This window comes from Paenarthrobacter sp. Z7-10 (genome assembly GCF_026932795.1).
Lineage (GTDB): Bacteria > Actinomycetota > Actinomycetes > Actinomycetales > Micrococcaceae > Arthrobacter_M.
This window is the reverse complement of record NZ_JADPVH010000004.1, coordinates 73,304-88,294: the sequence shown is the minus strand read 5'-3', so window position 1 is coordinate 88,294 and position 14,991 is coordinate 73,304. Positions and strand designations below refer to the sequence as shown.

The window sequence follows — 14,991 nt, the reverse complement described above, 5'->3', positions numbered from 1 at the left end:
TTCAAGCTGGAACAGAAGTCTCGTTCGGTGCTACATTGAGCATATGTGACGGTCGTAAAAAAGTCGACACACGTCCTTGGAATGGGAGAACGCACTGATGAAACTTGCCACCCTGCGGATCGGCGAAAACAGTACGACGGCGGCGCTGGCCGTTGGCACGGACGGTTACCTCCTCCTGTCCGCCCCCAATGTCGGGGACCTCTTGGCCCGTCCGGACTGGAAGGCCTTCGTCACAGCCGCTGCGGCTGCCGGGGACTCCGCCGTTGTCCCTGCTGGTGCGGCTACGCTGGCCGCGCTGCTGCCCACGGCCGGCAAGGTGATCTGCTGCGGACTGAACTACGCCGACCACATCCTGGAAATGGGCCGCGAACTGCCCGACTATCCCACGCTTTTCGCCAAGTATGCCGACACTCTCGTCGGCGCCGGAGACAGCATAGAGGTCCACGGCAGCGAGTCCGTTGACTGGGAAGCCGAACTCGCCGTCGTCGTCGGCGCAACGCTGACCCGCGCCAGTGATGACGAGGCGGCCGCGGCGATCGCCGGCTACGCGGTGTCCAACGACGTCTCCATGCGCGACTGGCAAAACCGGACCCTGCAGTGGTTCCAAGGCAAGGCCTTTGACGCAACCACGCCGCTGGGCCCGGTGCTGGTCACCGCGGACGAATTCCCGGCCGGGCATGGCTTCGAAGTGCGGGGATGGGTGAATGGCGAACTCGTCCAGCACGGCAACACCGGCACCCTCGTGTTTGGGCCGGCCCGGCTGCTGTCCTACATTTCCCAATTCACCACCCTGCGGGCCGGCGATGTGGTCCTGACGGGCACCCCCGGCGGCGTGGGCATGGGCCGAAAGCCACCGCGGTTCCTCAACGACGGCGACATCCTCAGCACCGAAATTGACGGGATCGGCCGGCTCGAGAACCAGATCCGAATTCATCAAGGCGCCGGAACCGGCCACTAGCTCCGCAGCTGGAAAGCCGCTAAGCCCGCACCGCAACCACGAGAACAAACCAGGAGTGAAAATCATGAGCGAAACCATCACCTACCGCACCGAGGGCGACAACTCCGAATATGCCAACTCCGCTGGCGCCGTGGTGCCCGTCGTAACCCGTGCCGGGGAAGAGGACACCAACACCGCCCAATCCGGGGACTGCATCCGCGTCTCGGGCGTGTCCATCCAGCACACGCCCGCCACGAAGATCTGGTTCGGCCAGGTCTCCAATACTCCGGGTTACCGATCGCTGCCGCACCATCACGGTGAGGCGGAGACCGGCGGCTACGTGCTGCGCGGGCACGGCCGGATCTATTTTGGCGAAAACTACTCCGAGTTTCTGGACATGAAGACCGGCGACTGGGTGTTCGTCCCGCCGTTCATGCCCCACGTCGAGGCCAATATGTCTCTGACCGAGGACCTTGTCTGGCTGACGGCACGCACCCCGGAAAACCTGGTCATCAACCTCGAAGACGTTGCAGATGAAACGCTCGCCGATTACCGGAGGGCATAACTGACGTGAAAGCTGAATCCGCCCTCGTCCAGGCAGGCAGATCAGCGACGTTCCTGCAGGCCGTTGAGCTGACCGCCGTTGAGCCGCAGGTCCATGATCTGGCCTTTGAGGCCGTCACCCAATATGTGCCGTGGCCCAAATCCTACGGTGGCGACATGGTGGCTCAGGCCGCCGCCGCCATGATGCGTTCCGTGGACGCGGACCGCAAGCTGCATTCCATGCACAGCTACTTCATGCGCCCGGTGGATGTCGGCACGGCGGTGCGCTATGAAGTGGAAATCCTGCGCGACGGGCGGGGCTACTCCACCCGCAGCGTGCGGGGCTGGCAAAAGGGCAAAACCCTGTTTGCCGCCATGGGTTCCTTCCACGTGGCCGAAGACGGCTCCGATTTCCAGCCGGCCATGCCAGCCTCCCTGAACCCCGAGTCGCTGCGCAGCGCCGCGCGGGTGCTCGACGGCGTCCCCGGCCCGGCGGCCGACTATTGGTCCCACGGGCGCAGCTTCGACATGCGTCATGTGCCGGGTCCGCTGTATCTCGAGCTCGAGGGCGGCACCGCCCCCAACCAGGCCGTCTGGGTCAAGGCCTTCAACCGGCTTCCCGACGACGCCGATCTGCACCGCACCGCCCTCGCCTACGTGTGCGACTACACCATTCTGGAGCCGCTGCTGCGCGTGCACGGACTCAACTGGTCCACCCCGGGGCTGACCACTGCCAGCCTGGACCACTCCATCTGGTTCCACCGCGACGGCCGCGCCGACGACTGGGTGTTGTACGCCCAGGAGGCCATCTCCAGTCAACACAGCCGCGGTCTGGCGATGGGCAGGTTCTTCTCCCGCGACGGCCTGCTGCTGGCCACTGTCGCGCAGGAAGGCATGGTCCGCTCAGGCACCTGATCCGGTTGCCCCTCTGCCCCTCTGCCCCACCCGCACCGCACCGCAACCGCACCGCAACCGCACCGCACCGCAACCGAAAGGAACGGCCATGACATTGACGACATCGGCCCATCTGGACAGCTTTACCCGGGATCATCTTCCCCCGGTGGAGTCATGGCCCATCCTTGAATTCACCCTGCCGGAACTGCAGTACCCGGATCGGCTGAACTCCGGCACCGTGCTGATCGACGACGCCGTCGCCCGGTTTGGCGCTGACCGGCCCGCGCTGCACACACCCGAGGGTGTCACCTGGAGCTATGGTGAGCTTCTCAGGGGCGCCAACCAGATCGCCCAGGTGCTGACCGAGGACTTCGGTGTGGTGCCGGGGAACCGGGTGCTGCTGCGCGGACCGAACAACCCCTGGCTCGTCGCCGCCTGGCTGGGTGTGCTCAAAGCCGGCGCCGTCGTCGTCACCACCATGCCCATGCTGCTCAGCCGAAATCTCCACCCTGATTGACCGCACCAAGCCGACTGTCGCCATCACCGACCATCGCTTTGCCGAGGAGATGCGCACCGCGGCGGGTGCAGCGCTGCCGGTCATGACGTACGGCGCGGACGACGGCGGGGACCTCACCTCCCGCTGTGCCGCCAAGAGCGGAACGTTCCGCAACGTCGAAACGGCGGCCGACGACGTCGCCCTCCTGGGTCCAACCTCCGGCACCACCGGCACGCCCAAGGTGACCATGCACTTCCACCGGGACATCCTGGCCAATGCGGACACTTTTGCCCGCTACCTCCTGAAGCCAACACCGGAAGACGTCTTTGCCGGCTCGCCGCCGCTGGCGTTCACCTTTGGCCTCGGCGGGCTCGTTGTGTTCCCGCTGCGCTTTGGGGCGTCCGCCCTGTTGACGGAGCGGGCCACGCCGCTTGAGCTGGCGGAAGCGGCCGCGGCCGCGAATGCATCCGTGCTGTTCACCGCGCCCACCGCCTACCGGGCCATCCTCAAGCAGGGCCGCGGCGATCTCCTCAGCCGGCTCCGGATCGCCGTTTCCGCCGGAGAGCACCTGCCCAGGGAAACCTGGCAGCACATTTACGACGAGACCGGAGTGAAGCTGGTCAACGGAATCGGCAGCACCGAAATGCTGCACGTGTTCATATCCGCTGTGGGCGAGGACATCCATCCCGGCGCCACCGGCGTGGCGGTGCCCGGCTACCGGGCCGTCATCCTGAACGCCTACGGTGCGGAGGCCGGTCCCAACGAATCCGGCCGGCTGGCCGTTATCGGCCCAACCGGCTGCCGGTACCTCGATGACCCGCGGCAGGCCAGCTACGTCCACAACGGCTGGAATGTCACAGGCGACACTTTCCTGCGCGACGACGACGGCTACTTCGTCTATCAGGCACGCTCGGACAATATGATCGTCTCCTCCGGCTACAACATTGGCGCGCCCGAAGTCGAGGCAGCCATTAACGAACACCCCGACGTACTGGAGAACGCCGTCGTCGGCCGCCCCGACGAGGACCGCGGCAGCGTGGTCTGTGCGTTCGTCGTGCTGCGCGAGGGCGTCGCCGCCACTGCCGACAAGGGCACGGAAATCCAGGACTTCGTCAAAGCGGTCATCGCCCCCTACAAGTATCCCCGCGATGTGCGGTTTGTGACCGAACTGCCGCGCAACCCCAGCGGCAAGCTCCAGCATTTCCGGCTCCGCGAAGCCATCGCGCTCGAGGCACAGTCCCAGGACGGCGCGTCAGATTCTCCCCCGCCCCCAGGCCTGGCCGGCACCGCCGCCCTCAACACCCGATAGGACTCGAACATGAAGATCGCAATTGTTGGCGGTGGGCCCGGTGGCCTGTACTTCGCCGCGCTGATGAAACAACTGGACCCTTCCCACCGGATCACCCTGTGGGAACGCAACGCCGCCAGTGACACCTACGGTTTCGGCGTCGTTTTCTCCGACGAAACCCTCGGCGGCATTGGCAACGCGGATCCCGTCGTGGCCGACTACATGAGCCGCCACTTCGCCCGCTGGAGCGATATCGACATCCATTTTCGCAACCAGGTGCGTACCATTGGCGGTCAGGGCTTCGCCGCCATGAGCCGGCGGGAACTGCTGGAACTGCTGCAGCGGCGCACCCTGGAGCTGGGGGTGGACGTCCGCTTCAGCACCATGGCACCACCGGTGGAGGAACTGCAGACCAGCCACGATCTGGTGCTCGCCGCTGACGGAGTCAACTCCCAGATCCGGACCAAATACGCGGACTCGTTCAAGCCAAGCCTGGACGTGCGCGGCAATAAATAAATACATGTGGCTGGGCACCGACAAGGTGTTCGAGGCGTTCAAGTTCTTCGTCAAGGACACCCAATGGGGCGTGATGCAGATTCACGGCTACCCCTACTCCGATGAAGGATCCACCTTCATTGTGGAGATGCAGGAGGAGGTCTGGCGCGCTGCCGGCTTCGACGAAGCCGACGCAGACAGCTTCGGCCGGGGCGCCTCGGACAATAAAGCCGTGGCCAAAATCCGCGCCATCTTCGCGGACGAGCTGGGCGGCCACGAAGTGCTCAGCAACAATTCGAAGTGGCTGAACTTCGCCACGGTGCGCAACGAAAACTGGCGCCACGGCAACGTCGTGCTGCTCGGGGATGCCGCCCACACGGCGCACTTCTCCATCGGCTCCGGCACCAAGCTGGCCATGGAAGACGCGCTGGCACTGGCCGCGTGCCTGCATGAACACCACGGCGTGAGCGAGGCGCTTCAAGCCTACGAAACCGAGCGCCGACCGGTGGTGGAATCCACCCAGCGCGCTGCGCAGGCGTCTCTGGAGTGGTTCGAGAACATCGGTCAGTACAAGGACCAGGACCCCACCCAGTTCTGCTTCAACCTGCTCACCCGCAGCCGCCGTATCACTTATGACAACCTGAAGCTGCGCGACCCCGAGTTCGCCCGGCAGTGGACGCGGACTTCGCCGCCTCGCAGGACCTTGACCAGGTGGCGCCCGCCATGTTCCAGCCCTACCGGATCGGCCAGCTGGAGCTGAAGAACCGGATCGTCGTTTCACCGATGGACATGTACTCGGCCGTCGACGGAATCCCCGGCTCCTTCCATCTGGTCCATCTCGGCAGCAGGGCTCTGGGCGGTGCCGGGCTGGTGATGACGGAAATGGTGTGCGTTTCGCCCGAAGGCAGGATTACTCCGGGCTGCAGCGGTTTGTACACCGAGGAGCAGCGCGAAAGCTGGCAGCAGATTGTGGACTTCGTGCATCAGCAGTCCACCGCGAAGATCGGTGCCCAGATCGGCCACTCCGGCCGCAAGGGCTCGACGAAACTTATGTGGGAGGGCATCGACGAGCCGCTGGATGACCGCAATTGGGAGGTCACCGGCCCCTCGGCCGTTGCTTACGGCGACGGCAGCCAGATCCCGCGCGAAATCAGCCGGGCCGAAATGGATCAGATCCGGGAGGAGTTCGCCGCCTCGGGCCGGCGGGCCGCCGCGGCAGGCTTCGACCTACTCGAGGTGCACGCCGCCCACGGCTACCTGCTCTCCTCATTCCTCTCGCCCCTTTCCAACAAACGCACCGACGAATATGGCGGCAGCCTGGCCAACCGGCTGCGCTATCCGCTGGAGGTGTTCGACGCCGTCCGTGCCGCCTGGCCCGCCGACAAGCCACTGACCATCCGCATCTCCGCCACCGATTGGTGCGGCGGCGGCAACACGGTCGATGACGCCGTGCAAATTGCCCGCGCCTTCCTTGACCACGGCGCGGCGGGCATCGACGTCTCCACCGGCCAGGTGACCAAGGACGAAAAACCAGCCTACGGACGCAGCTATCAGACTCCGTTCGCGGACCGGATCCGCCAGGAAGCTGCCGCTCCCGCTGGAGCCGCCGTCATCGCCGTCGGCGCCATCTCTTCCTACGACGACGTCAATTCGATCCTGCTGGCAGGCCGCGCCGACCTGTGCGCCGTGGGCCGTCCGCACCTGTATGACCCACACTGGACGCTGCACGCCGCTGCCGACCAGGACTTCAAGGGGGATTCGGCCGCGTGGGTGCTTCCTTTCCGGGCCGGCAGCCGGAAGCCACCGAGCGCCCGGACGGATGCCATCCGGCCGCGGCTGTCCCTGCTCAGGGAACCGACCTGCGACCCCAGCCCGGTGCACGTGCGCTGGACGCCGCGCAGCGCGCAGGGGGAAAATGGCTCAACAGACGCTGCGGAGCTCGTCCCGGCCGACGGAACGGGGAACTAACCCGGCTGATTCGCCGGATCCGCTGGGCAGCAGCGCACCGCCCGGACGTTGGAAGGAAGCAGGCAGCCATGACGGGTTCGATTGAGACAACGCCCACGCTGCGCCAAGTGGTGCTCGACTGTGAGGACGCCCGGCAACTGGCCGAGTTCTACCGCCAACTGCTCGGGTTGAACTACCGCGCCGGCGACGAACTTCCTCCGGCGGGAACACCCGACGCCAAAGGTAAAGAATGGCTGGTGCTCTGCAGCGCCGGCGGCGCTCCGGCGCTCGCCTTCGCGCAGGTGCCGGCTCTCCCCCGTCCCACTTGGCCGGAGGGGTCCCGACCGCAGATGCTGCACCTGGATACCTCCGTTCCCAGCAAAGCCGAGCTGCAGGTGCAGTACCGGCGCGCCACCGCCCTTGGAGCAAAGTTGCTCCGGGACCGATCCAATGACGACGCCGAGCCGCTCTATGTCTTCGCGGACCCGGCCGGACATCCCTTCTGCATCTTTGTGGCACCCGAATGATCAGGTTTTCACAGCCCGTGCTCAACGGCGTAAAGGGTGGCTCCCACCCTGTTGCTGGCCCCAATTTTCAGGTAGATGTGTTCAACGTGGTTCCGAACGGTTTTCGGTGAGATAAACAGGATTCCGGCTATGTCCGCGGTGCTCATCCCATGGCAGAGCATTTTCAGGATCTCCGCTTCCCGCGGTGTTACGCCGCCGGGAAGCACGCGCGGCCGTCGTCGTCGTTGTCCCGCCGCCACCAGCACCGCATCCACCGCGGCGCCGTCCAGCCGGCCCGCCGCCACTTCCGCGAGCAGCCTTTCGGCGCCCCCGTCCGGGCTCAAGGCGGCGCGGTGCGGTCGGGGTTCCAGATATGTCCGGTAACTGTCGGCGGCGGCCAGGATGCGCTGGCTGATGTTCAGTGACTGTTCCCCAAGGCCACGGGGATATCCTGATCCGTCCAGACGCTCGTGGTGTGAGCCCACGAGTTCTGCGACGCTTCGCATTCCCGGCACGCGGCTCAGGATCCGCTCGCCCAGATACGGATGCATCTGCAGATGCTCGGTGTCGCGCTGCGACAGCTCCCCTTTCTTGTCCCACACGCCGTTGGAGACTCCCATTCGCCCAATATCGTGCACCCAGCCGGCCCGGCGGAGCACTGCAATGCCGTCCGGGGCAAGACCGTGTTCGCGGCCCGCTTCGGCTGCGAGCGAGGCGACCTCCCGGGAATGGCCCGTCGTGTAGGGGGATTTCAGGTCGGCGAAATCCCCGATCGCCCGCAGGACGGCGTCAAGTTCGGTTCCTGCCAGCAGATCGCCTTCCGGAGCCGCCGCCAGCGCCGCCGGCCAGGGGTCCTGATCCAGCAGGCCGTCGGTCAGTTCGACGGCGTTGGCGCAGAAGAGGTCCGTCAGCTCAGGATCAAACTGCGTGCCGCGCCGCTTCCGGACCATCTCCACGGCCCCCTGGACACCGGCCGCCCGCAGAAACACTTCGATGGTCTCCGCGAGATTTGTGATCCGCGTTCCCAGTGGGATATCCGGCCCCTTCCGCCCCTCCGGAAGGCCCTTGCCGTCCCACCGCTCGAAGGTGTTGGTCAGCAGCGCGCAGACATTTTCATCAAGTCCCACCCGACGGGCGAGTTCCCCGGCTGATGTGCAGTGCGAGCGGATCAGGTTCTGCACAGCACCGCGGCCGGTGAGAGCAAACCGGGTGCGGCTGATGGCCTGCTGCACGGGCGGAAGGGCGGCGCCGGTGTGGCTGAAAAAGGACTTGTACATCGGCAATCCGCGCTGATCGATCGTGTAGTAGTCCGCCCGGAACGCAATGTCGTCGCTGAACATGGCGGCCAGCTCGAAGGAGTCGGCATGACAGCCAATCCAAGCCAGCAGATGCGCGTAGTAGATGCTCCCACGCTCGGCCGGGTTTGCATTCGTCCGGTCTGCGATCCGCAGGGCCAACAGGCAGGACCGAAGCATATGTTCCATCGGCTGCCCGAGGCCCAAATCGATGGCCAGCGAAAGTGCGGCAAGGATCTCGCAGCGCCGCACTGGCACTGCCCCATCCGATGCCCCATTTCCCGCAGCCGCACCGCTCGGTGCCCGCGCCGCTGCTGCCGGCCGTGGTCCCCGCCGACCTTGGTCTGCACCGCCAAAGCCAGGAGGGCGCGTCACCTTTCCCATTATAGGGACGCGCCCTGCGGCAGCAGGGGTACGCGTGCGATGTTCTCTTCCTTCCCATTGTCCGTCCACAGCTGGAGGGTGACGCGCTCCGGGTCTTTCATCCCGTTGTCAGGGACATGGCTGCCTTATTCAATGTGTTTCGCTCCGTTCCTTTGCCGACTCCGGCAAGGCGCCCGGCGCCGTGGAGGGGAATCTGATGCCTAGGTCTGCGGCGAACAAACCACGCTGCGGGAGCCAAAAGCTGCCCAGCCGGTCCTGCTCAGGCAGTGGCCCGGGCTCACCGACGTCGCATCCGTCGACAATGGCGCGTGAGTCCCGCACCAGCCACAGCCTCCTGGGTTGGGCCTGGAAGGACTGGCCGTTGGGGACGGTACCGCTGACGCTCATTTTTCCTGCCCGCAGGGCTCCTCCGGCCATGGCACCCATGGCCCGGAGCAGGCTCTCCCGCCGCCAGAGCGGTGCCGGCATGCTTGTGGCCATGGCAGTCAGCATGGCGGTGGCGGCAGAACCCGCGAGCTGGAGCTGCCAGTCGACAAAGCGCGGTACTTGGATCCGTGCCGTGGAGGGCCCGGACCAATCGATGGATACCGGAGCAGTCACCGCGGAATGGATCGCTGAGCCGAAGTATCTGGCGCAACTCAGCTCCGGGGCCACGTCTGCATAGATGGTCCATCGGCGGTCCGGCGTCCGCACCCAGACCGCCCGGTACCCAGGTCCAACGGAGCTGGAGGGCCAGTGCCGGAATGCCAGGTAGTAGCCGGAGCTGAACGGCAATCCGAGAACGGCGTATCCGTGGAAATGTTCGGCTGGGTCTTCGGGTCCTTCGTTACCGGTTGTGTCACTGCACGCCTGGTCGGCAAAGAACTGGGGCTGATGGGCTGCCATGATGGGTTCCTTTCGTTCTGGTGCATTGAGCGTACGGCCGGCGGCAAAGGAAAATCATGGGGCGAATGCCCCATTTCGCTCCCATATCCGGCGCGCCATCAAACCCGTCAGATTTCGCCGGGCGAAAGCATCCAATACCCCGCAGCTAACGGTTTCCACTTCACCGATCGGAGATCTCCGCAATACTAAAGCCATGGCCGACCGCTATCCTCCAGTGGAACCCCGGCGGTCGATCTCCGCCGGACATTCCTTCTGCAGACTTGCGGCGCCCGAATGATTGTGCCCGTGAATGAGGACATACTTGTCCGGCTGATTGACGCCGCGACGACGGACGCCGCTGCCAACGAGGTAACTCCACCGCTGACGGACGACGGCGAATGGTCGGCCGCGAGAATCACCTGGCTCCGCGACTTCCATCGGGCGCGCAGGGGCGGACTGGACGGCCCGGAAGCCGAGGCCACGTGGGCCATTCTCACCGGCAATGAAGTAGTCGGTTCGGTGCGATTGAAGAGGACCGGTTCGCCGCGCGTTCTGGAAACCGGTATTTGGATCCGCCGCTCGCACCGCGAACGGCGCGCCGGCCAGGAAGCACTGGCCGCCGTTCTGCGCGAAGCCAGCTCCTTGGGCTATGACGAAGTATGCGCCGAAACCGGCGGATCCAATACCGCGGCACAGGCCCTTCTGCGCAAGCTCGGGTTCACCCCCTCTGCCGCAGATGGCACTGACCGGGTTTGGGCCAGCCTTGTCCTGACGGACATTCCCGGCCCGGCGGTCTCACGGTTCCCGCAGGACGGCACCGAACAGCCTCAATAAAGCGGCTCCAGCCGCTGCAGCAGCCGGCGAAACGGTGTCGAGGCTGAGGAATCCATGCACGAGTCCCGGGTGGGCGACCTCGCGGGCGTCGATGCCCGAGGCCTGGAGTTTCCGGGCCAGGGCCGCACCCTCATGCCGTAATGGGTCATGTTCTGCCGTCGCGATGAGGGTCCGGGGTAGTGGGCCGAAGTTCATCTGCAGAGGGCTGAACCGCGACAGTTTTGCCGCATCCAGACCCGGCACCCACTGCTCGACAAACCAACGCAGTTCTGCCTCGTCGAGTCCCCAGCGGGAGGATTTCTGCACGATGCTCGGCTGCGACAAGGTCAGATCCGCATTCGGACAAATAAGCAGCAGCGCCCGCAGCAGGGCCCCGGCCGAGACCAGCCGATTGGCAGTCACAATCGCGAGCAGTCCGCCGGCACTGTCCCCCGCCAGGCCGGTTCGCCCATCCACCGCTCCCAGCTCTCCCGGCTGGGACAGCACCCATTCGAGGACCCGGGCGACGTCGTCGACCGCCGCCGGAGCGCAGTGCTCCGGCGCCCGCCGGTGATCCACCGCCAGCACCACCGCGTTCGCCTCCTGCGCCAACCGGCGGCAGGTACGGTCGTGCGATTCAAGGTCGCCGAAGACGAACCCTCCGCCGTGGACATGAACGACGACGGGCAGCCTCCCCTCGCCCGGCCGGTACAGGCGAACGGCCACCGGAATGTTTCCGGGGACGGTCAGACTGCGGACAGCCAGAAGATCCGGTCCCGGCGGTCTGATCCGCGGCGTGCGCAAGGCCGGAATGTCCAGCGGCGGCACCTGGGCGGGGACGGCGCGAATTCCGGAAATCCACGAATCCAGTTCAGGATCAGCAAGAACGTTGTCCATCGACGCATTGTCGGCGTTTCCCACCCGTTCACCTAACACGATGAGAGCGCGACCCGGGGTACCGCTCGGCGACTTCGGCCTCGAGCCGGCACCCATGAGCACCGCCCAGGCGGCCGCTTCGCAGGGTGAGTGGAAGTCCGGTCACAGCCACTCTTGCCGCGCTGCCATCTTGTGTCAGGTTCACTCCGGTGCGGATCCACTAACCTTCGGCGCAGAACACCGAGTTCATCTGCTCCGATCAGGAGGGGACCTGTGACGGACGGCCGGCTGTCCGGAAGCGGCGGGTTAGGTGTTGTTCACTTCGGGTTCGGCCCGTAAGCCCCGCCGTCCTGCAAGGAATATGGCGACCAGCGTCAGGGTGGCGGCGGCTGCGGTGAAAAGCAGCGCTTCAGGGTAACCGGTGTGCGGGGCCACGAGGGCCAGCAGGTACGGAATGGCCAGGCCCGAATACGCCAAGCAGTAAAAGAGAGCGATCACAGCGCCGAGCTCCCCGGGCGCAGCGATTTCCTCGACCTCCCGCAGCCCGACGATAAGGCATATTCCATACCCCGCGCCGAGCACCAGGGCCGCCACCGTGGCTGCCGGCACCCCGGGCCGGGCCGTAGCAAACGCGGCCGCCGCGCAGCCTGCGGCAACAATGCCAAGGCCCGTCATCGCTGCGGTGGTTCCTCCACGGGCCGCCCCTGCCTCATGCAGGCGCCGGCCCAAAGGCTGTGAGATCACGCCCGCCGCGAGGGCGCCCGCGGCCAACAGCCCGGGGAAGGCCACACCGAGTACGCCCACCGTCCCTGTTCCATGACCGGGAAGCGTGGTGAAGGCCAGCGTGACGCTGCCAAACACCCAAGGCGCCATCGGCACGACCACGCGGAGGAACCGCGCCGAGGAAACCGACGGCGGCAACACGGGCGCCCGGGCTTGAAGGAGTCTGCCCGGCGGCAGCGTTTCCCGTGCACGCGGAAGCATCACCAGGACGGTACCGGCCAGTGCCAAGTGAACCAGGTAGGGCAGCACTTGCGGTGCCGGCGCCCATTGGGCCAGCGGGCCAGCCACGAGCGGGCCGACACCGAACCCTGCCGTCAGCGCCAGCGCGGCCCGCCGCGCGCCTGTACCGGACGCACCTTCTCCAGAGAGCTCCTTCACCCAAGCCGTACCAGCCGTGAAGACGGTTCCGGAGACTACGCCGGTGAGCAGCCTGCCCGCGTATAGCCCGGCGACGCCCCACTGTCCGGTGATCAGCACGGCGGTTGCCACCAGCGACAACGCGGTAAAGGCCACCATGACCGGACGGCGTCCCCTGGCATCGCTGACCCTCCCGCCCAGGATGAGCCCGGGGACCAAACCCAGGGCGTAAACACCGAACACGGCGGTCGCTTCCGCGTCCGAGAGGGCCAGCGTACGGCGGTAGAGCGCCAGAAGGGGAACGAACTGGTTCGCCCCGTAACCGGCAGCGAACATCGCCAGCGCCGGCCAGCGCCATTGTCCCGTCATAGGCAGAGTCCTTTCACGCACGGGTGGCAGGCCGCGACGCAGTCCCCGGGCAAGGAAGCAGTTCAGAGACTGGAATGCTCCGCAACGGCTTCCTCCAGGGCGCCCTTACGCGCGAAGAGCGTCCTGTCCACTGCGGCGGGGTCTTCACGGTTCAGGGCGATCATCGCGCTGCGGGTCGCGCCTCCCCGGACCACCGACAAGGCGCCCTGTTCCATCCCGGCCACCGCTGCGGCAGCCACGTCCTGCGGGCTCTCATATTCAAAGCCGTGCTCAACCCCGGCCTGGGAGCTGTCCATCATCGGTGTGCTCGTCGCCCCAGGATACACATTGAGCACGTGGACGCCCTCACCGAGGAGTTCCCGGCGCAGAGCTTCCCCGAAATGCGCAATCCCGGCCTTCGTCGCTGCATACGTGGAATAAAACGGCAGGCCGATCAGCCCGATGCCCGATGAAACATTCACGACCAGTCCGTCGCCGGAATCGCGGAGCGCGGGAATCGCGGCTCGGGTCAAAAGGATCGGCGCGGTAAGGTTCAACGCGATCTGGGCCAGCACCTCGGACTCATCCAAGGCCTCCAACCGGCCGGCCCGGACGTTACCGGCGTTATTAATGAGAACGTCAACACCGCTGAAGCGGTCCTGCGCCGCGGCGACCACCGCAGCCGGGGCACCAGGCGCAGTAAGGTCCAGTGCCACCACGTGGGCCTGGCCGCCCCTCTCACGCACCATGGCGGCAACTTCCTCCAAGGGCTCACTCCGGCGGCCCACCAGGGTAAGCCTTACCGAACGTGATGCCAGCTCCAACGCCATCTCCCTGCCGATACCGCTGCCGGCGCCCGTCAGCAGAATTGAACGATCTTGCAGATCCATAAAACATCCCTTCAGAAAGCAAACGACGAATACAAGCTCAAGCACGGTCGGATACCGCACGAATTCCTGCTCCAAAACCCACAACCCTCATCTCCCCGCTGGAATTCCCCGCCTTCCAAAGCCGGCAGGCACCACCGCCAAGTTCATTCGGCAACCCAACAATAATCAGGGCCCTCGTTAGCAGCATGTCGGAGATGGAAGTGATGGACGGGAAAGTGACGAACAGCCGTTCAATCGGCTCCGAGCGCAGCCGGGACACTCTGTACCCGTTAGCTACCCCTCCGCCGGCAGGAGATATCCAGGATACTGAAGCCATGACCGACCGCTATCCCCCAGTGGAACCATACGAATCAGGTTTTCTGCAGGTCAGCGACGGCAACACCCTTTATTGGGAAACTGTTGGTACCCCTGACGGCACCCCGGCGGTTTATCTCCATGGCGGACCCGGTGGCGGCTGTGGGCCTGGCTCCCGACGGTATTTCGATCCGGCCGCGTACCGAGCCGTGCTCTTCGATCAGCGCGGCTGCGGCCGGAGCCGGCCGCTCGCCGACGGGCCGGATGCTGATCTGGTCACCAATACCACCAGCCATCTGGTCGCCGACTTGGAGCTCCTGAGGGAGCAGCTGGGCATTGACCGCTGGGTTATTGTCGGCGTCTCCTGGGGCGTGACCCTGGCCCTGGTTTATGCCCAGGCCCATCCCGAGCGGGCCATCGCGATGGTGCTTGGCGCCGTGACATCCGGCAGCCGGCGCGAGACGGACTGGATCACCAAGGACATGGGCCGGCTCTTTCCGCAGGAATGGGAGGCCTTCACGGCGCTGGTGCCAGTGGCCGAACGCGGCGGAGACCTGGCAGCGGCCTATGCCAGGCTGCTTTCCAGTCCGGACCCGGCCGTGCGCGGGAGGGCGGCCCGCGCCTGGTGCGCGTGGGAGGACACTCATGTGTCGCTGATGCCCGGCTGGACACCCAACACGAAATACGAGGATCCAACCTTCCAAGGCGTCTTTGCCCGCCTGGTCACGCATTATTGGTCCCATGGCTGCTTCCTGGCCGACGGTCAGGTGCTCGCGGCGATGCCCCGGCTGGCCGGTATCCCAGCAGCGTTGGTGCACGGTCGCTACGATATTTCCGGGCCGCCGGAGACCGCTTGGCAACTCCACCGTGCGTGGCCGGGCAGTCGGCTGGTGGTGCTCGACGACGCCGGCCACGGCGGCGGCACCTTTCCCAACGAAATCGCCTCGGCACTGGACGGCTTCAGCGCCCTGAGCTGACCCG

11 protein-coding genes and 2 pseudogenes are annotated in these 14,991 nt (G+C 65.8%); 8 read left to right on the top strand and 5 right to left on the bottom strand.

Translation table 11 applies throughout. The features are described from left to right. The first annotated feature begins 97 nt into the window (after window positions 1–97). The 6 genes and pseudogenes from IV498_RS02400 (at window position 98) to IV498_RS02365 (ending at window position 7,127) form a co-directional block, all read left to right on the top strand. Window positions 98–958: a fumarylacetoacetate hydrolase family protein gene (locus IV498_RS02400; RefSeq protein ID WP_269044961.1), complete on the top strand. Its 861-nt coding sequence runs from the start codon at window positions 98–100 to the stop codon at window positions 956–958. A gap of 64 nt (window positions 959–1,022) precedes the next feature. Then, complete coding sequence (locus IV498_RS02395) at window positions 1,023–1,502, top strand: cupin domain-containing protein (RefSeq protein ID WP_269044960.1); 480 nt, start codon at window positions 1,023–1,025, stop codon at window positions 1,500–1,502. A 5-nt stretch (window positions 1,503–1,507) separates the two neighbouring features. Beyond that, window positions 1,508–2,395, top strand: a complete 888-nt coding sequence (locus IV498_RS02390) for an acyl-CoA thioesterase (RefSeq protein ID WP_269044959.1) — start codon at window positions 1,508–1,510, stop codon at window positions 2,393–2,395. Between the two features lie 88 nt (window positions 2,396–2,483). Continuing rightward, window positions 2,484–4,179, top strand: a pseudogene (locus IV498_RS02385) (AMP-binding protein). Between the two features lie 9 nt (window positions 4,180–4,188). Then, a pseudogene (locus IV498_RS18800) lies at window positions 4,189–6,621 on the top strand (bifunctional salicylyl-CoA 5-hydroxylase/oxidoreductase). Between the two features lie 68 nt (window positions 6,622–6,689). Beyond that, a complete protein-coding gene (locus IV498_RS02365; RefSeq protein ID WP_269044955.1) occupies window positions 6,690–7,127 on the top strand; it encodes a VOC family protein in 438 nt (145 codons plus the stop codon). An 8-nt stretch (window positions 7,128–7,135) separates the two neighbouring features. On the opposite strand, the gene IV498_RS02360 is transcribed toward IV498_RS02365, so the two are convergent. Both IV498_RS02360 and IV498_RS02355 read right to left on the bottom strand, forming a co-directional pair. After that, window positions 7,136–8,659, bottom strand: a complete 1,524-nt coding sequence (locus tag IV498_RS02360; RefSeq protein ID WP_269044954.1) for an HD domain-containing phosphohydrolase — start codon at window positions 8,657–8,659, stop codon at window positions 7,136–7,138. Between the two features lie 255 nt (window positions 8,660–8,914). Further along, window positions 8,915–9,670 (bottom strand): hypothetical protein, encoded by a 756-nt coding sequence (locus tag IV498_RS02355; protein ID WP_269044953.1) that lies wholly within the window; start codon window positions 9,668–9,670, stop codon window positions 8,915–8,917. Between the two features lie 285 nt (window positions 9,671–9,955). Between IV498_RS02355 and IV498_RS02350 the strand changes: the two genes are divergently transcribed. After that, complete coding sequence (locus IV498_RS02350) at window positions 9,956–10,483, top strand: GNAT family N-acetyltransferase (protein WP_269044952.1); 528 nt, start codon at window positions 9,956–9,958, stop codon at window positions 10,481–10,483. Here the strand turns inward: IV498_RS02350 and IV498_RS02345 are convergent. The 3 genes from IV498_RS02345 to IV498_RS02335 all read right to left on the bottom strand — a co-directional run bounded on the left by IV498_RS02345 (window position 10,445) and on the right by IV498_RS02335 (window position 13,716). Further along, on the bottom strand, window positions 10,445–11,383 hold the full coding sequence (locus IV498_RS02345) for an alpha/beta hydrolase (RefSeq protein ID WP_269044951.1): 939 nt from the start codon (window positions 11,381–11,383) through the stop codon (window positions 10,445–10,447). The two genes, IV498_RS02350 and IV498_RS02345, sit on opposite strands and share 39 nt — an antisense overlap. 261 nt (window positions 11,384–11,644) lie before the next feature. Next, a complete protein-coding gene (locus IV498_RS02340) occupies window positions 11,645–12,847 on the bottom strand; it encodes an MFS transporter (RefSeq protein ID WP_269044950.1) in 1,203 nt (400 codons plus the stop codon). A gap of 62 nt (window positions 12,848–12,909) precedes the next feature. Next, window positions 12,910–13,716, bottom strand: coding sequence for an SDR family NAD(P)-dependent oxidoreductase (locus tag IV498_RS02335; protein ID WP_269044949.1), 807 nt, complete (start codon window positions 13,714–13,716; stop codon window positions 12,910–12,912). Between the two features lie 215 nt (window positions 13,717–13,931). Between IV498_RS02335 and pip the strand changes: the two genes are divergently transcribed. Continuing rightward, on the top strand, window positions 13,932–14,987 hold the full coding sequence (gene pip, locus IV498_RS02330) for a prolyl aminopeptidase (RefSeq protein ID WP_269044948.1): 1,056 nt from the start codon (window positions 13,932–13,934) through the stop codon (window positions 14,985–14,987). Window positions 14,988–14,991 lie beyond the last annotated feature (4 nt).

Bases quoted from the DNA above. Each gene is read 5' to 3' on its own strand.
- IV498_RS02400 (WP_269044961.1), top strand. From the start codon at position 98: ATGAAACTTGCCACCCTGCGGATCGGCGAAAACAGTACGACGGCGGCG.
- IV498_RS02395 (WP_269044960.1), top strand. From the start codon at position 1,023: ATGAGCGAAACCATCACCTACCGCACCGAGGGCGACAACTCCGAATAT.
- IV498_RS02365 (WP_269044955.1), top strand. From the start codon at position 6,690: ATGACGGGTTCGATTGAGACAACGCCCACGCTGCGCCAAGTGGTGCTC.
- IV498_RS02355 (WP_269044953.1), bottom strand. From the start codon at position 9,670: ATGGCAGCCCATCAGCCCCAGTTCTTTGCCGACCAGGCGTGCAGTGAC.
- IV498_RS02340 (WP_269044950.1), bottom strand. From the start codon at position 12,847: ATGACGGGACAATGGCGCTGGCCGGCGCTGGCGATGTTCGCTGCCGGT.
- IV498_RS02335 (WP_269044949.1), bottom strand. From the start codon at position 13,716: ATGGATCTGCAAGATCGTTCAATTCTGCTGACGGGCGCCGGCAGCGGT.